This is a genomic window from Actinoplanes oblitus (assembly GCF_030252345.1).
Lineage (GTDB): Bacteria > Actinomycetota > Actinomycetes > Mycobacteriales > Micromonosporaceae > Actinoplanes > Actinoplanes oblitus.
The window spans coordinates 6251942-6271075 of record NZ_CP126980.1; the positions used below are offsets into that span (position 1 = coordinate 6251942).

At 72.1% G+C, this 19134-nt stretch carries 10 protein-coding genes; 3 read left to right on the top strand and 7 right to left on the bottom strand.

The annotated features are described in order from the left end of the window. Positions 1 to 11: 11 nt before the first annotated feature. From mmsB to Actob_RS28250, 5 genes are all read right to left on the bottom strand, one after another. Positions 12 to 1259 (bottom strand): multiple monosaccharide ABC transporter permease, encoded by a 1248-nt coding sequence (gene mmsB, locus Actob_RS28230; protein ID WP_284914868.1) that lies wholly within the window; start codon positions 1257 to 1259, stop codon positions 12 to 14. Continuing rightward, positions 1256 to 2791 carry a multiple monosaccharide ABC transporter ATP-binding protein gene (gene mmsA, locus Actob_RS28235; RefSeq protein ID WP_284914869.1) on the bottom strand — a complete coding sequence of 512 codons (1536 nt, stop codon included), beginning with the start codon at positions 2789 to 2791 and terminating at the stop codon, positions 1256 to 1258. Before mmsA ends, mmsB begins: the two co-directional genes overlap by 4 nt. A gap of 69 nt (positions 2792 to 2860) precedes the next feature. Then, a complete protein-coding gene (gene chvE / locus Actob_RS28240) occupies positions 2861 to 3988 on the bottom strand; it encodes a multiple monosaccharide ABC transporter substrate-binding protein (RefSeq protein ID WP_284914870.1) in 1128 nt (375 codons plus the stop codon). Positions 3989 to 4014: 26 nt separating this feature from the next. Then, positions 4015 to 5502, bottom strand: a complete 1488-nt coding sequence (araA, locus tag Actob_RS28245) for an L-arabinose isomerase (RefSeq protein ID WP_284914871.1) — start codon at positions 5500 to 5502, stop codon at positions 4015 to 4017. A 365-nt stretch (positions 5503 to 5867) separates the two neighbouring features. Continuing rightward, positions 5868 to 6851 (bottom strand): LacI family DNA-binding transcriptional regulator, encoded by a 984-nt coding sequence (locus tag Actob_RS28250; RefSeq protein WP_284914872.1) that lies wholly within the window; start codon positions 6849 to 6851, stop codon positions 5868 to 5870. Positions 6852 to 7020: 169 nt separating this feature from the next. On the opposite strand from Actob_RS28250, the gene Actob_RS28255 reads away from it, so the two are divergent. Together Actob_RS28255 and Actob_RS28260 are read left to right on the top strand one after the other, a co-directional pair. Then, on the top strand, positions 7021 to 8442 hold the full coding sequence (locus Actob_RS28255) for a DUF2252 domain-containing protein (RefSeq protein WP_284914873.1): 1422 nt from the start codon (positions 7021 to 7023) through the stop codon (positions 8440 to 8442). Further along, positions 8439 to 8843: a TIGR03618 family F420-dependent PPOX class oxidoreductase gene (locus Actob_RS28260; RefSeq protein WP_284914874.1), complete on the top strand. Its 405-nt coding sequence runs from the start codon at positions 8439 to 8441 to the stop codon at positions 8841 to 8843. Before Actob_RS28255 ends, Actob_RS28260 begins: the two co-directional genes overlap by 4 nt. On the opposite strand, the gene mptB is transcribed toward Actob_RS28260, so the two are convergent. Further along, complete coding sequence (mptB, locus tag Actob_RS28265) at positions 8756 to 10282, bottom strand: polyprenol phosphomannose-dependent alpha 1,6 mannosyltransferase MptB (RefSeq protein WP_284914875.1); 1527 nt, start codon at positions 10280 to 10282, stop codon at positions 8756 to 8758. The genes Actob_RS28260 and mptB overlap by 88 nt on opposite strands. A 1537-nt stretch (positions 10283 to 11819) precedes the next feature. After that, positions 11820 to 12257, bottom strand: coding sequence for a hypothetical protein (locus Actob_RS28270; RefSeq protein ID WP_284914876.1), 438 nt, complete (start codon positions 12255 to 12257; stop codon positions 11820 to 11822). 1112 nt (positions 12258 to 13369) lie between these two features. Between Actob_RS28270 and Actob_RS28275 the strand changes: the two genes are divergently transcribed. After that, positions 13370 to 18409 (top strand): hypothetical protein, encoded by a 5040-nt coding sequence (locus Actob_RS28275; protein WP_284914877.1) that lies wholly within the window; start codon positions 13370 to 13372, stop codon positions 18407 to 18409. Positions 18410 to 19134: the final 725 nt, after the last annotated feature.

The window sequence follows — 19134 nt, forward strand, 5'->3', positions numbered from 1 at the left end:
GTACGCGCTGCTTACCGCGCGCCGGCGGTGCGGCGCTTGGACCAGACGTCGAAGGCGACGGCGGCGAGCAGCACCGCGCCCTTGACGAACATGACCGTCTCGGTCTGCCAGCCGAGCAGGCCGGCGCCGTTGTTGATGACACCCATGATCAGACCACCGGTGATCGCGCCGACCACCTTGCCGACGCCGCCCTGCACCGCCGCGCCACCGATGAAGGCGGCCGCGATGGCGTCCAGCTCGAAGCTGTTACCGGCGGTCGGGCCGGCCAGGTTGAGCCGGCCGGCGAAGATGATGCCGGCGACCGCGGACAGCACGCCCATGTTGACGAACAGCCAGAAGACCACCGACTTGACCTTGACGCCGGAGAGCGTGGCGGCCTGCAGGTTGCCACCGACCGCGTAGATCTGGCGGCCGAAGACGGCCCGGTTGGTGACCAGGGTGTAGCCGACCACCAGGACGGCGAGCAGCACGAGGACCCAGGGCAGGTTGCGGAACCGGGCGAGCTGCACGACCACGAACATCACCAGCACGGCCGGGACGACGACCTTGGTGATGAACAGCCACATCGGGTCGACGCTCTGGTGGTAGCGGATCCGGGCGGTGCGGGAACGCCACTGCACGACGACCATGCCGACGACGACCAGCAGGCCGACGAGGATGCTGAACGCGTCGGCGCCGCCCAGCGGGCCGAGTGCGATGTTCTTGAGGAATCCGGGGGTGAAGCCGTTGGCCAGGGTGCGGATGTCGTCCGGGAACGGGCCGATGCCCTTGTTGCCCAGGATCCGGTAGGTGACCGCGCGGAACAGCAGCATGCCGGCCAGGGTCACGATGAAGGCGGGGATGCCGAAGTACGCCACCCAGTAGCCCTGCCAGGCGCCGACCAGCGCGCCGAAGGCCAGCGTCGCGATGATCGCGATCGGCCAGGGCAGGTCCCAGTTCACCATCATCACCGCGGCGAACGCGCCGGAGGCGGCCACCACCGACCCCACCGACAGGTCGATGTGCCCGGCGATGATGATCAGCACCATGCCGATGGCGAGCACCAGGATGTAGGAGTACTGCACGATGATGTTGCTGAGGTTCTGCGGGGCGAGCAGGTCACCGCCGGTCAGCGCCGTGAAGATCACGATGGTGGCCGCGAGGGCGATGTAGATACCGCTCTGCTTCAGGTCGAAGTTGACCTTACGAGGCGCCTGGTCCTGGGCACCGGCCGGTCCCTTGTCAACGGACAGATCGGCGTTGGTGGGTGCGACGGTCACGGCGCCACCTCCTGTTCTTCCTTCGTCATCAGAGTCATCAGACTCTCCTGGGTGGCCTCGGCACGCGGCACCTCGCCGGTGATCCGGCCGGCCGAGAGGGTGTAGATACGGTCACAGATCCCGAGCAGCTCGGGCAGCTCGGACGAGATGACCAGGATGGCCTTCCCCTCGTCGGCGAGCCGGTTGATGATCGTATAGATCTCGTACTTCGCGCCGACGTCGATACCGCGGGTCGGCTCGTCGAGGATCAGCACATCCGGATCGGTGAAGATCCACTTGGACAGCACGACCTTCTGCTGGTTACCGCCGGAGAGCTTGCCCACCACCGACTCGACGCTCGGGGCCTTGATGTTCATGCTGGCCCGGAAGTCGTCGGCGACCTTGCGCTCCTCGTTGCCGTCGACCCAGCCGCCCTTGGCGAGCTTGGACAGACCGGCGGCGGAGACGTTGCGCTTGATGTCCTCGATCAGGTTGAGGCCGTAGCGCTTGCGGTCCTCGGTGGCGTACGCGATGCCGTGGTCGATCGCCTCGCGCACGTTGCGGGCCTGGATCTCCTTGCCGTCCTTGACCAGCTTGCCGGAGATGTTGACCCCGTAGGACCGGCCGAAGACGCTCATCGCCAGCTCGGTGCGCCCGGCGCCCATCAGGCCGGCCAGCCCGACGATCTCGCCGCGGCGCAGCGTCAGGTTCGCGTTGCGCACCAGCGCGCGGTCCGTCTGGGTGGGGCTGTAGACCGTCCAGTCCTCGATCCGCAGGACCTCGTCGCCGATCTTCGGCTCGTGATCGGGGTACCGGCTCTCCAGGCTCCGGCCGACCATGCCCGCGATGATCTTCTCCTCGGAGAGGTTCTCGATCTCGTCGGTCCAGATCGTCTTGCCGTCACGCAGAATGGTGACCCGATCCGAGATTCCCATCACCTCGTTGAGTTTGTGCGAGATGATGACGCAGGTGATGCCCTCGTCACGGAGACCACGGAGCAGACCGAGCAGGTGCTCCGAGTCGGCGTCGTTGAGCGCGGCGGTGGGCTCGTCCAGGATCAGCAGCTTGACGTCCTTGGAGAGCGCCTTCGCGATCTCCACCAGCTGCTGCTTGCCGACGCCGAGTTCGATCACCGGCGTGACCGCGCTCTCGTTCAGGCCGACCCGGCGCAGCAACTCGTCTGCCGCCGCGTTGGTCTCGTTCCAGTTGATCCAGCCGCGCTTGGCGCGCTCGTTGCCGAGGAAGATGTTCTCCGCGATCGAGAGGTTCGAGGCGAGCGCCAGCTCCTGGTGGATGATGACGATGCCCCGGTGCTCGCTGTCGCGGATGCCGGAGAAGTGGCAGGGCTCGCCCTCGAACTCGATGTCGCCCTCGTAGGTGCCGTGCGGGTAGACCCCGGAGAGCACCTTCATCAGGGTCGACTTGCCGGCCCCGTTCTCCCCGCAGACGGCGAGGATCTCGCCCCTGCGTACCTCCAGGTTGACGTCCTGCAGGGCCTTGACGCCCGGGAACGTCTTGGTGATCCCTGACATCCGCAGGATCGTGTCGGTCATCTAGACCCTCCTATGGGCCGACGAAGTCCGCGCCCCGCCCGCGGGGGCGGGCGGGGCGCGGCACTCGAATCACTTCAGCTGGTCGGCGGTGTAGTAGCCGCTGTCGACGAGCTCCTTCTTGTAGTTGCTCTTGTCGACGATGACCGACTGCAGCAGCTGGGCCGGGACGACCTTCTTGCCGTTGTCGTAGTCGGTGGTGTTGTTGGTGGTCGGCGTCTGACCCTTGAGGATCGCGTCGGCCATCTCACCGGTCACCTTGGCCAGCTGGCGGGTGTCCTTGTAGATGGTCGAGTACTGCTCGCCCTTGATGATCGACTTGGTGGAGGCCAGCTCGGCGTCCTGACCGGTGACGACCGGGTACTTGCCGTCGGTGCCGTAGCCACCCGACTTCAGGGCGGAGAGGATACCGATCGAGATGCCGTCGTAGGGCGACAGCACGCCGTTGACCTTGACGCCACCCTTGTAGGTGGAGGTCAGGATGTTCTCCATGCGCTTCTGCGCGGTCTCCGGGTCCCAGCGCAGGGTGGCGACCGTCTTGAAGTCCTTCTGGCCCGACTTGACGACCAGCGTGCCGTCCTTGATGTACGGGTCGAGGATGCTCATCGCGCCGTTGAAGAAGAACGTCGCGTTGTTGTCGTCCGGCGAACCGGCGAACAGCTCGATGTTGAACGGGCCCTTCGCGTCGCCCTTGCTGCCGTCCGCCTTGAGCACGCCCAGACCGGTCAGCAGCGAGGTGGCCTGCTGCACACCGACCTTGAAGTTGTCGAAGGTGGTGTAGTAGTCGACGGTGGCGCTGTCCCGGATCAGCCGGTCGTACGCGATCACCGGGATCTTCGCGGCCTCGGCGTTGTCCAGCTGCGAGGAGAGCGCGGTGCCGTCGATCGACGCGATGATCAGCAGCTTGGCGCCCTTGGTGATCTGGCTGTCCAGCTGCTGGGTCTGGGTCGGGATGTCGTTCTCGGCGTACTGCAGGTCGACCTTGTAGCCCAGGCCCTCGAGCTGCGACTTGAGGTTGTCGCCGTCGTGGATCCAGCGCTCCGACGACTTGGTCGGCATGGTGATACCGATCAGCGCGCCGGCGGCGCTACCACCACCGGCCGCCTCCTTGTCGGTGGTCTTCTCGGCGTCCCCGCAGGCGGCCATGGTGGTCACCAGGGTGGCAGCGGCGAATGCTGCCGCGAGCCGGGTGTATTTCACGGTGATTCTCCTCTTTGAGAGCGGTGTTACAGGGGGCGGGCCAGACGGTGGTACGCCTGGTTCCACCGCACTCGATCGGCGAAGTCGTCGGTCGTCGTGCGGTCATCGATGAGCAGGAGCTCGGTCTGGGCCATCGTCGCGAAGTCCCGGAGGACCTCGGCGCCGACGGCCTGCGTGAGGACGGTGTGGTGCGGTCCCCCCGCGGTGAGCCAGCACTCGGCCGAGGTCGACAACGACGGCGCAGGTTTCCACACCGCCCGGGCGACTGGCAAATTGGGCAGCGGCTCGTCCGGCGGCACCACCTCGACGGCGTTCGCCACCAGGCGGAATCGGTCACCCAGATCAGCCAGACCGATCACCACACCGTTACCGGGCGCGGCGTCGAACACCATCCGGACCGGGTCCTGGCGACCGCCGATGCCCAGCGGGTGAATCTCGACACGTGGCCGTCCGGCCGCGATGGTCGGGCAGACCTCGAGCATGTGCGCTCCGAGGATCTTCGGCTCGCCCGGACCGAAGTGGTACGTGTAGTCCTCCATGAACGAGGTACCCCGGTCGGAGCCCGCGCCCATCGCCTTCACGGCGGCCAGCAGCGCGGAGGTCTTCCAGTCGCCCTCGCCGCCGAAGCCGTACCCGTCGGCCATCAGCCGCTGCACGGCCAGGCCGGGCAGCTGGCGGAGCCCGCCGAGATCCTCGAAGTTGGTGGTGAAGGCGCCGAAGCCGCCCTCGGTCAGGAACTGCCGCAGGCCGGCCTCGATGCGGGCGCCGTAGCGCAGCGAGTCATGCCGCTCGCCACCCTCCGCCAGCTCGGGGGCCAGCTCGTACAGCTCGGCATATTCGGACACCAGATCGTCGATGGTCTTCTCGTCCACCGCGTCGACCACGGCCACCAGATCGTTCACGCCGTACGTGTTGACCGACACACCGAAGCGCAGCTCGGCCTCGACCTTGTCGCCCTCGGTGACCGCGACGTCGCGCATGTTGTCGCCGAAGCGGGCCAGCCGCAGGGTGCGCAGCCGCTGCAGGCCGGCCGCGGCCTTGGCCCAGCCGTCGATCCGCGCGACCACCACCGGGTCGGACACGTGCCCGGCCACCGTCTTGCGCGGGACGCCCAGCCGCGCCTGGATGAACCCGAACTCCCGGTCGCCGTGGGCGGCCTGGTTGAGGTTCATGAAGTCCATGTCGATGGACTCCCAGGGCAACGAGATGTTGTGCTGGGTGTGCAGGTGCAGCAGCGGCTTCCGGAGCGCGTCGAGGCCCGCGATCCACATCTTGGCCGGCGAGAACGTGTGCATCCAGGCGATCACGCCGATCACGTTGTGGTCGGCGTTCGCGTCCAGCATCACCTGCTTGATCGCACCGGAGTCGGTGAGCACCGGGCGGGTGACCAGCTCGGCACCCAGGCCCGCGGCGAGGGTGCGCTGGATCTCAGCGGACTGGTCGGCCACCTGCTGGAGCGTCTCCGGCCCGTACAGGTGCTGGCTGCCGGTGAGAAACCAGATCTGCGGTTTCATCTGTGTCCTTAGGTGTTGATGGTGGTGCTGTTACCAGGTGTCGGTCACGCCGGACGCCCGGGCGATCTCCCGCCCGAACCAATCTTGCGGCACCGGGCACCCGGTATAGAGCTCGTTGAGGATCTTGGCCGCTTCCGGGGCACCCCGATCGCTACCGAGCGACCGCTCAGGGCGGTCCGGCCGACGCCGATCACAGGCGTCGTGCTCGGCGGGAACGGCATGGGAGTACCTCCACGAGGGGAGCCGGTCGGTGGCAACGGCCACACCCCGGCGGGAGAATCCCAGTGTTATCGCTAACAAAAGGCGTGTCAACGGCTCTTGGCAACAAGGCGGTAACGGCCGCTTAACGGCGGCCGTGACCCCGCTCAGGCCGGCGGCGCAACGCTCTCACGCACCACCAATTGTGCCGGAACGATCACCGTTTCGGCGGTACCCGGCTCGTCTTTCATCTGGTCCAGCAGCAGGGTCAGGGCGGCCCGGGCCACGTCGCCGAAGGCCTGGCGGACCGTGGTCAGCGGCGGGATGAAGAACGCCGCCTCCGGCACGTCGTCGAAACCGATCACGCTGACGTCGTGCGGCACCCGCCGGCCGCGCTCGTGCAGCGCCCGCAGCACGCCCAGGGCCAGGTGGTCGTTGGCCGCGAAGACCGCCGTGACCTCGGGCATCCGGGCCAGCATCTGGCCGGCCCGGTAGCCCTCGGCGGCCGACCAGTCCGCGCTGAGCAGCGGGGGCACCTCCCGGCCGGCCTCGCGCAGGGCCTTGCGCCAGCCCTGGATGCGCCCGGCCGAGTCGAACCAGTCGGTCGGCCCGGAGACGTGCCAGACCGTCTCGTGCCCGGCCTCCAGCAGGTGCCGCACCGCGTCCCCGGCGCCGGCCACCTGGTCGACGGTGACCAGCGAGCGCCCGGCCGCCGGGTCGCCGTCGATGAACACCACCGGCACGTCGGCCGGGATCGCGGCGAGGGCCTCGGTGGCCGACGCCGTCTGGGCGATCACCACCAGGCCAGCCACCCGCTGGTCCAGGTGCCGTTCGACCACCGAGGAGATCGAGTCCCGGTCCAGCTCACGGACGCTGCCCACGCTGACCGCGAAGCCGGCGTCCGCGGCGGCCTGCTCGAACTCGGTGAGCATCGAAGCGGGCCCGTAGAGCATGCTGTTGCGGGCGACCACCCCGATCAGCTGGGACCGGCCGGTGACCAGGGCGCGCGCCGCCCGGTTCGGCCGGTAACCGAGCTCGGCGATGGCGGCCCGGACCCGGATCCGGGTCTGCTCCTTGACGTTGGGATGGTCGTTCAGAACGCGTGAGACGGTCTGGTGGGACACCCCGGCCAGTCGTGCCACGTCCGTCATCGCAGGGGTTCGGGATCCCTTGGTCTCCACTTGCGCACCTCGCCAGGTCCAGATCTGATGGAGCTTAGCGGCAGGCCGCGCGTCTCCCGTGTGGGAATGTTATCGATAACAATGCCTGCCTCGCGAGCCCCGCGCGGCCGGTACCGGCGGAGCCGTACTCTCAGCAGCGATGGACGCGACACCCACGATCAGCAGCCACGTCGTGCTCAGCTCAGCGGGCGACGAGGGATTCACCTCCCTGCGCCGGCCCGCGCGGCCGCGCGCCGAACGATACGAGATCGGCCGGTCCCTGCGCGAGCGGTCCCCCCGCTCGGACGTGGCGCACTGGCGACCGCCGGCCGATCGGCCCGACCCGGTGCGCCAGGTGGTGGCGTCCCACGAGGGCCGGCTGCCCTGGCTCGTCCCGGTCCGGATCGGCCGCATGATCGCCAATCCGTACGCGTTCCTGAGGGGAACCGCCGGACTGATGGCCGACGACTTCGCCGGCCTGCCGCACACCGGCATCACCCCGGTCATCTGCGGCGACGCCCACCTGGGCAACTTCGGCTTCTACGCCAGCCCGGAGCGCGAGCTGGTCTTCGACCTCAACGACTTCGACGAGGCGCACCCCGGCCCGTGGGAGTGGGACCTGCGCCGCCTGGTGGTCAGCGTGCACGTGGCCGGCCGGGTCAACGGCTTCCGGGAGAGCGCCTGCGCCGACGCGGTGCGGCACTGCGTCGAGGAGTACCGCGAGCAGATCGCCCAGCTGGCCGCCCGCCCGCTGCTGGCCCGCTCCTTCGACCAGCTCGGTGTCGACGCGATGCGCAACGCCGCGAGCCGGGCCAGCTTCCGCGACGAGATCGAGCGGGCGGCCCGCCGGGCACGCCGGCGCACCAGTGACCGGGCGCTGCCCCGGTTCACCGAGCGGCGCGACGGCACCCGCCGGCTCGTCGAGGAGCCGCCGGTGATCACCCGGCCCCCGGACGGCGACCGGGAACTGCTCGAGGAGGCCCTCGACGGATACCTGAACACGCTCAAGCCGCACTGGGCCCGGATCCTGGGCGGTTACCGGATCCTCGACGTGGCACACAAGGTGGTCGGCGTCGGCTCGGTCGGCCTGCGCGCCTACGTCGCGCTGTGCGAGGGCAGCGATCCGGAGGACGTGGTGTTCCTGCAGCTCAAGCAGGCCCGCCGCTCGGTGATCGCGAGACACCAGCACGGCGCCCTGGCCTGGCACCGGCACCAGGGGCAGCGAGTGGTGGAATATCAGCAGGCGCTGCAGACGGTCAGTGACCCGCTGCTGGGCTGGACCACCGTCGGCGAGCACCAGTACTACGTGCGGCAGTTCCGCGACATGAAGGGCGCGATAGTGGTCGAGGACATCAACGCGGGAGCGCTCGCCGACTACGCCGGCATCTGCGGCTACCTGCTCGCCAAGTCGCATGCCCGGACCAGCGGCGCCTCGATGATCGCCGGCTACGTGGGCAGCGGCGACAAGCTCGACGACTCGCTGTCCCGGTTCGCCCGGCTCTACGCCGACCAGGTGGAGAAGGACCACGCGGCCCTGGTCAGCGCGGTCCGCACCGGCGAGCTCGAGGCGGTGGCGGCGTGAGCGGCGTGATCTCGCTGGACTCGGCGCCGCTGCGCGAGTTCTGGACCGAGCGGCACCTGTGCACGCTGACCACGCTGCGGGCCGACGGGTCGCCGCACGTGGTCGCGGTCGGCGCCACCCTCGACCCGGTCACCGGCATCGCCCGGGTGATCTCGTCAGGCACCTCGGCCAAGGTCCGGCACGTGCTCCGCGGGCAGCAGCGGGTGGCGATCTGCCAGGTCGACGGCCCGCGCTGGAGCACCGTGGAGGGCTTCGCGGTGATCCGTGACGACCCGGAAGCCGTCGCCGACGCGGAGCGGCGGTACGCCACGCGTTACCGCACGCCCCGGCCCAACCCGGCCCGGGTGGTCATCGAGGTCAAGGTCACCCGCGTGCTCGGCTCGGCCTCGCTGGGTGGCTGACGGCGGCGGTCCCGGGCCGGCCGGCGCAGCCGCCGGACACCCAGGTAGACCAGGTAGCCGGTGACCAGCAGCGCCCCCGGGAACTTGAGGTGGCGGACCAGGCCGGAGCCGTCCGGCAGCACCGAGAACGCCGCCCCGATCGCGATCAGCAGCATCGCCCTGGTACCCGGCGCGGTCACCGCCAGCAGGGTCAGCGGCCACAACGTGTACCAGGGCAGGAATACCGGAGCCAGGGCCACCGTGGCGACCATCGCCGCGGCGGCCCCGGTCAGCGCCGCCCGGACCGGGTCGACGCGGTCCCGCGCCGAGCGCACCCAGATCACCACCAGCACCACGGCGAGCAGCACGAAGGCCACCGAACGGACCGCCGGGACCGCGTCGAACCCCCTGTCGAACAGCTGACCGGCATAGGTGACGGTCATCCCGACGGCCGTCGGCATCGAGGTGAACTGGACCAGCGCCTCGCTGTCCCGCAGCCCGGCGACCCAGCCGAAGTCGAGGCCGGCGAGCACGGTGATCCCGCCCAGCGTCGCCACCGCCGGCACGGCCACCCCGGCCGTGCCGGCCACCAGGTCACGCAGGCCGATCCGCCGGCCGGCGGCCCGGGCGCCGGCCACGATCAACACCGCGAACGGGACGGCGATCAGCGCGCTCGCCTTCACCGCCACCGCGCCGCCGAGCAGGACGCCGCCGGCCACCGTCGCCACCGCCCGCCGCGGGAACCGGACCGGCACGGCCAGGCCGCCGACCAGCAGGCCGAGCATCACCGCGTCGTTGTGCGGGCCGCCGAGCAGATGCGCCCCGACCAGCGGGCCGGCCAGCGCCAGCCACAGCGCCCGGGCCGGCGGCACCCCGCAGCGCCGGGCCAGCGCCGGCAGCCCGGCCGCCATCGCCAGCACCCCGGCCAGCGCGACCAGCCGGAACAGCACCAGCGGCAGGAGCAGCGAGCCCAGCCGCGGCGGCAGCGCGTCGGCGATCGCCGGGGCGACCGGCAGCGCCTTGCCGGCCGCCACGATCGCGCCGGCGAGCACCACGAACAGCGGACCGTACGGCGTCACGGTGTCCTGCCAGATCGGCGGGACCGCGTCCAGCCAGGTGCAGGGCAGCGTCTCGGCGGTCGCGGAGTAGGGGCTCAGCCCCTGCGCGTACAGCTCGCCCTGGCAGCTGTAGGAGTAGAAGTCGCGGCTGCCGACCGGCGGCAGGAACAGAAACGGCGCCGTCCACAGCGCGATGGTGCCGAGCACCCATCGGACGCTGTGCTCCCGCTCGCGGCCGGCCCACCACGCGTAGCCCATCAGGCCCGTGCCGGTCAGCCACAGGACGATCACCGGCAGGTGGTGGACACCCGTCGCCGGCAGCGCCCCGCCGAGCAGCCCGGCGGCGAACAGCAGGAGCGCACCGGCGAAACCGGCCCAGCGCAGGGTCCGCGAGGTCAGCACGGCCCGATGGTCCCGTCCCCGGATGAGCGCCGGACCAGGGCGAAGCGAACGGTGAACGGCCATCCGATGCGGTGAGAGTTCACCCGGCTCCGATCTGATCGACGAGGACAAATGTCCGGTCCCCCGTTCGGGGGACCGCTCGGCACCCTAGCCGGGGCGGGCAACCCCGGCCGTCGCACGCGGGGCGGGGGCCGGCTGCGGGCGTACCGTCAATCGGGTTCGATCCGGCCTCGCGGCGCGCCGATCCCCCGAGGCCGCAGCGGCCTCGCGCCAGGCGATTTCCGGTACGGCGGGAGCCGTCCCGCCGGCGACGTCCGCATAGTGGCCGAGGAGTTGATCGCCGGCCGCCGCCGCAGCTCCGGCCCCCGATCGCGAGGCGGCCGGCCGCGCCCATCCGGTGGCGCGGACCCGGATCGGCGGCCAGCCGGGCGACCGGCGCGGTGAAGCCGGCCGCCCCGTGCGGCGGCACCAGGAAACCGGTCCGGCCGTCGCGGACCAGGTCACACGGGCCGCCCCGGGCCGGCGCCGCCTGCACCGTCTGCCCGAACACCCCTGGTAGCTCGCCCTCCCGCAGAGAGCTCCGGCACTAGCGGCTCTGCGCCCAGTCGCGATCCACGGTCGGCACAGTCCGCTGTTCCCGCAGTGCCCGGCTCCGGGCAACCGCCCAGCCCATCAAGATCAGTCCCAGCTGGTCATGGCGGTGGTGTCCGACGCGGTGACACCACCATGACAACCAGCCCGAAGGCCGGCTGGCCGTGACAGTGGTATCCGCGACGGTGACACCACCACGACAACCAGCCGGACACAGCAGCTGGCCGTGACAGTGGTGTCCGGGACAGTGAGACCACCGGGACAACCAGCCAGAGACCCCGGCTGGCCGTGACGGTGGTATCCGCGGCGGTGAGACCACCGTGAGGACCAGCCCAAGACCCCGGCTGGACGTGACGGTGGTATCCGCGACAGTGACACCACCATGACGACCAGCCCAAGACCCCGGCTGGACGTGACAGTGGTATCCGCGACAGTGACACCACCATGACGACCAGCCCGACACCCCGGCTGGCCGTGACAGTGGTGTCCGGGACAGTGAGACCACCATGACAACCAGCCCGACACCCCGGCTGGCCGTGACAGTGGTGTCCGGGACAGTGAGACCACCATGACAACCAGCCCGACACCCCGGCTGGACGTGACAGTGGTGTCCGGGACAGTGAGACCACCATGACGACCAGCCCGACACCCCGGCTGGGCGGGACGGTGGTATCCGCGGCGGTGACACCACCGTGAGGACCAGCCCAAGACTGCGGCTGGGCGGGACGGTGGTGTCAAGGGTGGTGAGGCCACCGGGAGGGCCAGCTGTTAGGGACGGGTTCTCCGGGGTGCGTTGCTGAGGGGAACTCATTAGGAGATACGGGAACGCGTCTCGCCTGGCTGAGCTTGTGCAGGTGTCATGTTTTGTCCCGCTGGAAGGGACACCTCAGGCGGGGGCGCGCAGCGGTCTGGTGCTGGGAGTGCCTGGCGACGTACCGGAAAGGGGTCAGATGCGGCCGTCCGGGGTGAAGGGGCAGGTGCGGGCGGGGAGCACCAGGCCGGCCGCGGCGAGGTCGGTGAGCAGGGCCGACAGTTGGGTGCGGGTGAGCAGGCCGGACTCGTCGGGTGACGGATGCGGGACGCCGAGTGCGGTGGCCGCCTCGATCGCCCGGGCGCCGATCGCGGCTTCGACCGCCCAGACGCGGTGAGCGCTGAGCGCGGGGCGCGCCGAGACGGTCAGCGCGCCGTGCAGGTGCAGCAGGCGGCGCAGGTCGGCGGCGAGTTTTTCGATCGGCAGGCCGTAGGGCCGCGGCTCGGGCGGGCGGCGGTCCCACAGGCGTTCGGTGAGCGCGTGCCAGCACCGCGGCGCCTGCCGGACCGTGACGAAGATCAGCGGCGGCGTGGCGATCATGATGGCGATGCGGCTGGCGTCCAGCAGGTTCACGGCACCCTCCGGATGCCCGGTACGTAGTCCTCTCCTCGACCTTCCGCCCGGATTGGCACCCCGTCAACACCACTTTGTGCGACTAGCGCCTATCGACAACCGAGAATCCCTGACCAAGGACCGCCGGCCGTGTGACGTCGGCGGATAGTCGCTCCCGGCGGCCGTCCGCGGGAGCTGCTCAGCCCCGGCCACCGGCCAGCAGCTGGCCGACTGCACCGCCCCGGTCAGCCACCACGTCGCTCAGCCGGCCCGGGGTGACTGGGTGCGGGCGGGACGGGCTCCGGGCGTACCGAAAGCTGGTTGTGAATGTGGGGTGGGAAACAAGAACGGCGGCGGGAATGCTCCCGCCGCCGTCTCTCGTCCCGGCCTGGTGCGCCCTGATCCGCCATGCGCCCAAGAGCTCGGGGGGCGGTCTCCTGGGCGGGTCGTTCACGGGCGCGGTAAGCAGCCGCCAAAACTGGGGGGCGGCGGCCGCTCGGCCGGGGAGTGCGTGGCCCCGCGGCGGACGGATCTCCGCAGCAGGACGGCCGGTCCTCCGGTGAACCCGCCCCCGTCGGGGCGCGTCCTTCGTGGACCCGGCCGCACAACAACCGTGCCAGACCCACCCCCCTTGATCCGCAAATGGCAAGCGTGCCCTTCGCCACACTCCGTCACCTGTTCAGGGTCGCCCGCAAGTTCGTAGGTTTCCTGAGAGGGAGCTTAAGAACTGCTTAAATCGATCACTCCGGCGTTTCCGGCAACCAATGATCGTCGTTGATCCGGGCAGATCGGCCCGCCCGCCGCCGGGGACTCGGCATATTCACTGCTCACCACATTGAACCCGGAGCGCCCGGTGGACGTATTCAGTGGCGACCGAGTACATCCGGCGGGCTGCGGCGCCGGGTCGGTCACCGGCCGCGGTGCCCTCGCGAGTCCGGGCTGGGGGACCCGCAGAGCGGTGGCGCACCACGCAAATCCGTGATTAACCTTCCACATCCACCACGTGGCGGGCGGTTGATCCGGTACGCGAGGGGCGGGCACCGGGGGGCGCGGAGGTGGTCCAGGGTGAGGACGGTGGCACATATGCGGCGACGGGGCGGTGGGACATTCCCCAGCCGTAACGGAGCCGCGTCATGAGCTTCGAGGACGACGAGTATTGGGACGAGGAGTACAACGAATACTCCTTCATGCCGAAACACGCGGTGGTCCAGCAGCGCCATTACGAAAAGCGTACGGCGCCGGACCCGGTCATCCCCACTCGCCGTTCGGCTGCCGAGAGTGACGAACCGGCGGCACGCCGTGGCCGTCGCGGCCCGGACCGACCGGCTGCCCCGTTCGACGACAAACGCCCCAGCTGGCTGTCCGACCCGGACTTCGTGCCGATCGACACCTCGGTCGAGAACCTGTCCGGCAACTACTTCGACGACATCGACTTCAACCGCCCCGAGCTGGGTGTCGACTTCGACAAACCGGACTTTCCGATCGTGGACCCGGCGGCTCTGCAGAACCCCGAGCGCCGGCGGCGGCCGCAGGGTGAGGACTCCGGGCGGGCGGGCCGGCCGGCCGATCGGTACGGGGTCCGGCGGGACGGCCCTGACGAACGCGGTCGCGGACGGTCCCGGGACATCGGGGATCGCCGGGACGACGGACGGCGACGGCCCGCCGAGGAACGCTGGGACGAGCGGCGTCCGGCTGAACCCTCGGTGCGCTGGGACGACGAGCGGCGGGGCGGTCCGGCCGGCCGGTCCGAGGAGCGGGACGGGCGGCGTGGACGCGGCTCGGCGGCGCGGGACGGGTTCGCCGATGAGCGCGGGTTCGAAAACCAGCGCGGGCGAGGGATGGACCCGCAGCGCGGCATCGACCCGCAGCCCCGGGAGGATGACGGCTTTGGGCCGATCCGTCCGGTGGGTGGTCGGCGGCCGCGGCGGGACGACGAGGACGTGCGGCGCGGGCCGGCGCGAGGCGGCGAGCGGCCGGCGGTTGCCGGGCGGGCTCAGGTTCCGGGTGGCAACGGCGATGACCGGTACGACGGGCGGGTGCGCCCGCAGGACGCCGAGCCGGTCCGGGCCAACGGGCGGGTGCGCCCGCAGGACGCCGAGCCGGTCCGGGCCAACGGCCGGGTGCGCCCGCAGGACGTCCAGCCGGCTCGGCCGGGCGATCGGGTCCGGGACGAGGAGTCGGTCCGGAACAACGGCCGGGTCCGGGACGACGATCTGATCCGGGACGACGAGTTCGGCCGGGACGGCGAGCTCCGGCGGGTCGACGGCCGGGGCCGCGGCGACGCTCGCGATCGTGACGAAGCGGTCCACGACGGCGGACGGGTCCACGGCGACGACCGGCGGCCCTGGCACGACGAGCCGGTCGACCTGCGTGCCCGCGACTGGGATGACCTCCCGGCGGACGCCGATCTGGCCGATGACCCCGCCGCCGAGGACTGGACGGCGGACGAGCCGCGGGACGAGCGTCTCGCCGGGCTGGACAAGTGGGTGGAGCAGGACGAGGACGAGCAGCCCGGTATCGGCCGGGGCGAGCCGGTGGTGCTCGACGGCGAGTACTACGAGACGCCCCGGGACAGCGACGAGGGCAAGCCGCGGGTTCTGCGGCGGGCCGAGCCACCCGCTCCCCCGAAGGTCGTCAGCCGCGCCACCCCGCCGCCCGCGCCACGCGTCATCAAGAGTGAGCCGCCGATCGCGCCCCGCGTGGTCGGCTCGCCGCAGCCGGCCGCGCCCGCCCGGGTGATCGGTCCGGCCGGACCCCAGGTCCCGGCCGCGGCGTCCGCTTCCCCCGCGGCGGCTGCCCGCCCGCAGGGTCCGGCCGTTCCCGAGGTCACTGACATTTCCGGTACGCCGATCGCGTCCCGCAACGCACCCGCCCCGAACGACGTGCCGCCGAACGCCACCCGGCTGATCTCCGGCGCGGTACCCCCGAACCCGGCTCCGCCTGTCACCGATGCGGTCCCGCCGAGCCCGGCCCGTCCCGTCCCGCCGCACCCGGCCGGTCCCGTCCCGCCGAACACGGCCCGTCCCGTCCCGCCGAACGCGGCCGGTCCCGTCCCGCCGAACGCGGCCCGGCCGGCGCCGCCGCATCCGGCCCCTCCCGTCCCGCCGAACGCGGTTCGGCCGGTCCCGGCCAACGCGGCCGGGCCCATCCCGCCGGGCAGTGCTGTCCCGGCCGGCTCGGAGACCACCGTCCCGAACCGGCAACCGGAACCGCCCCGCACCGGAACCCCGCAGCAGCCCGGCGCTCCCGGTCTGGCCGGTCCCCCGCCGGGTGGCGTGCCCGGCGGCCCGGCCAGTCCGGCTCCGGGTGCTGGGGCGTACCCGGGATCGGGTGTGCCGCAGCAACGGACCGGGCGTAGCCCCCGCACGGCGCACGTCTTCCTCTCCGAGGGTGACGGGCCCTGGGCGATCGTGCCGGACGAAGCGCCGCCGATGCCGATGCCCACGCATCCGAGCGGACGGCCCGGCGCACCGACGCCGGCCAACCGGCCGACTGTGCCGATGCCCGGCCAGTCGCCGGCCGCCCCGGCCCAGCCGATCACACCGCCCGGCCTGGTCACACCGCAGCCGGTGCCGACCGCCGACCCGGTCGCGCCCCGGTCCGCCCCACCGGCCGGCCCGATCGCACCGCCGTCGGCCTACCCCGCCGGCCCGATCGCACCACGCTCCGCGCCACCGGCCGGCCCGGTCGAGCTGCGGCCTACTGCGCCCGCGGGGCCGGTCATGCCGCAGCCGGGCCGGCCGATGCCGGCACCCGGTGCGGCGGGCGCGCCGCAGCCGATGCAACCGCACCCGGCTCCGGGCGCGACCGGAATGCCGCACCCGGCCCAGCCCCACCCGGCACCCGGCGCGCCACTCCCCGCCGAGGCGAACCCGGCATTGGGGGCGCCCTGGTCCGGCCAGCCCCACCCGGCACCCGGCGTGGCGCACCCGATCCAGCGGGGCCCGGTCGCGGGCCCGAACCCGACGCCCACGGCACCGCCTCCGGTCCAGCCGATCCCGGGACCTGCCGCGGCGCAGCCGGGCACACCGACCTTCGGTGGCACGCCCGCGGGGACGAACCAGCCGTTCGGGCCGCGTCCTGTGCCCGCCGGCTTCCGCGCTCAGCCGGTCGTGCCGCCGACGGGTGCCAGCCCGCAGGCGGACACCACCGCACCCGGGTGGGCCGCGGACCAACCGATCGCGCAGGCTTCGGCGGCCGGCGCTGCTCCGGCAGCGCCGCCGGCCGCGCGACCCGTGTCGTCCGCGGGCCAGTGGGTACCGGCTGCCGAGGCTCGGCCGGTATCGCCGGCTGGGCAGCAGGGGCTGGACGGGGTCGGCGACGGCTGGGGTCCACGGGCCGGTCAGCATCTCGCGGCCACGAGCGGCGCACCGGGACACCCGATCTCACCGGCCGGTGGACCGGGACACCCGATCTCCCCGGCTACCGCACCGGGACACCCCATGCCGCCGGTTGGCGGACCGGGACATCCGCTGTCACCGGCCGCCGGGCCGGGACACCCGATCTCGCCGGCCGGCGGGGCGGGGCAACTGGCGAATGGCTGGAACCAAGGAACCGGAAGTGTGCCCGTCGCGCCGCATGGCGGCGTGGGCGGTGGCCTGTCGCCCGCCGGCAACCGAAGCCATGAGGTACCGACCGGGGAGCTGTCTCAGGTCGGGACCCGGGGCGGCGAGACGCCGACCGGCGAGCTCGCGCAGGTCGGGAACCCGGGCAGCGGGGCGCCGACCGGGGAACTGCCGCAGGTGGCGCCGACGGACGATGACGGGTGGGGTCCGCGGGCCGGGCACCGGTCCGGCGCGGGGAGCACCCCGCTGCCGGCCCCACTGCCGGCCCCGCTGCCGGGCAACGACTCGGGCCCGGAAGCACATGCTCCTGCGGCCGGTGGCGGCCGGCCGCAGGACGACATCTGGTCGTCGCCGCGGCAAGGGCCGACTGCCGGAACCGGTGCTGTGCCCGCACAGCGGACGCCGGCCGACGACGGTTCTCCGGCTGCGGGGGACGACGGGGAGCCGGCGCCCTACATGGACGCGGACGGGACCTGGCACAACCTGAAGCCGATCGGGAAGCTGGCGGTGTCCGGGCCCGATCAGGAGCCCCGCCGGTACAGCGATACCGCGTTCGGCAGTGGGTGGTTCGTGGCCAAGACCGACGGAAAGGCTCCGGGAGCAACCGCCGCGGCGAGCGACGAGCCGCACGGGGCGCCGGACAGCGCGCCGGAGGGCAACCCGGCCGGCACGGCACCCGAGGCCACGGTAACCACCGGCAACGACACCGAGCCGGCCGGCGATACCGCGAACGGGACCGAACCGGCCGGCAAAACCGCCACCGGCACCGAACCGGCCGGGAAGCCCGCCAACGGCACCGAACCGGCCGGGAAGCCCGCCACCGGCACCGAACCGGCGGGCAAGCCCGCGAACGGCACCAAGCCCGCCGGCGAGAACGGCGACCTGGGGAAGCACCTGCCGCTCTCCGCCGCCGACCTGGACGCCATCCGCTGGCGGCTGGACGGCGGAACGCTTCGTGAGGTGGTCGACGACCGGAACGCCTTGCGCGATCTCGGGGAGCGCCTGGACGGGCCGCTCGCCGACGAGGCCGACAACGTGGTCAAGGCGGGGCTGCTCAGCGTACGGGCGGAGGTCTACCGGCTGCTCGGCGAGCTGGGGATGGCGGCGGCCGCGAGCCGGCTCGCGCTGGCCCACGCGGAGTCGGCGCAGGACGAGCAGTCGATGGTGATCGCGCAGGCGGAGCTGGCGCACGTGTTGCGGCTGCGCGGGGACTGGATGGAGGCGGACCGGCTGTTCCAGCGGGCGGTGGACTCCGACGTCTCGGCGGCGGTGCGCAGCGTGGTGCACGAGAACGCCGGGCGGAGCGCGTTCGACCAGGGGCGGCACATGGAGGCGCTGGATCACTTCGCGCGCGCGATCCGGCTCGGCGCCACCGAGGACACCGATCTGGTGGAGCGGATCGGCGTGTGCCTGGAGGCGGTCTACATCCACGTGCTGCGGGACGGCTGGGGTCCCTATCCGCGGCGGTCCGAGGAGATCCTGGCGCCGCTGAGCGGGCGCAACAGCGAGGAACCGGCGGAGGACGCGGCACCACCGGCGGAGCGGCGGGGCGCGGAGGCCTTCGACGAGGTCACCGCGGAACACCCGATCGTCGGGGAGAAGGGCTGATCGCGGGACTGCCGGGCGCGACCTGGGCGGTTCAGACGCCGACGGCGGTCTCCTCGGGCCGCTCCGCCGGGGTCCGGCCGGCCAGCGTCACCCCGGCGCTGGCCAGCGTGACCAGCAGCAGCGCGAGGATCTCGACGGGGCCGAGCCGCTGCCCGAGGACGAGCAGGCCGGCCAGGGCGGCGGCCGGCCGGCTCCAGGCTCATCAGGATGCCGAAGACCCGGGTCGGGATCCGGCGCAGCGCTGTCATCTCCAGTCCGTACGGGATCACCGAGGAGAGCAGGGCGACGGCGGCGCCGCCGAGCAACAGGTGCGGATGGTCGACGACACCGGCCGCGCCGGGCAGGCCGAACGGGGCGGCCAGCAGCGCGCCGACCGCGAGCGCGACGGCCAGGCCGCCGGTGCCCGGGACGAGCGCGCCGACCCGGGCGCTGAACACGATGTAGCCGGCCCAGCACAGGCCGGCCAGCAGGGCCAGGGCCAGCCCGCCGAGCGGGGCCGAGCCACCCGAGTGCAGGCCGAGCAGGACCACGCCGGCGCCGGCCAGCAGCGCCCAGAGCAGGTCGACCAGGCGGCGGGTCTGCACCAGGGCGAGCAGCAGCGGGCCGAGGAACTCGACGGTGACCGCGGTACCCAGCGGGACGCTGCGGATCGCCAGGTAGAAGACCAGGTTCATGGCGCCCATGAACAGCCCGAGCAGCAGCGCGGCCCGCCAGGCGGCGGCCGG

What these genes read in the sequence shown, in the direction of transcription:
- mmsA (WP_284914869.1), bottom strand. Translation starts at nt 2,791, where the DNA reads ATGACCGACACGATCCTGCGGATGTCAGGGATCACCAAGACGTTCCCG.
- araA (WP_284914871.1), bottom strand. Translation starts at nt 5,502, where the DNA reads ATGAAACCGCAGATCTGGTTTCTCACCGGCAGCCAGCACCTGTACGGG.
- Actob_RS28250 (WP_284914872.1), bottom strand. Translation starts at nt 6,851, where the DNA reads ATGACGGACGTGGCACGACTGGCCGGGGTGTCCCACCAGACCGTCTCA.
- Actob_RS28255 (WP_284914873.1), top strand. Translation starts at nt 7,021, where the DNA reads ATGGACGCGACACCCACGATCAGCAGCCACGTCGTGCTCAGCTCAGCG.
- Actob_RS28275 (WP_284914877.1), top strand. Translation starts at nt 13,370, where the DNA reads ATGAGCTTCGAGGACGACGAGTATTGGGACGAGGAGTACAACGAATAC.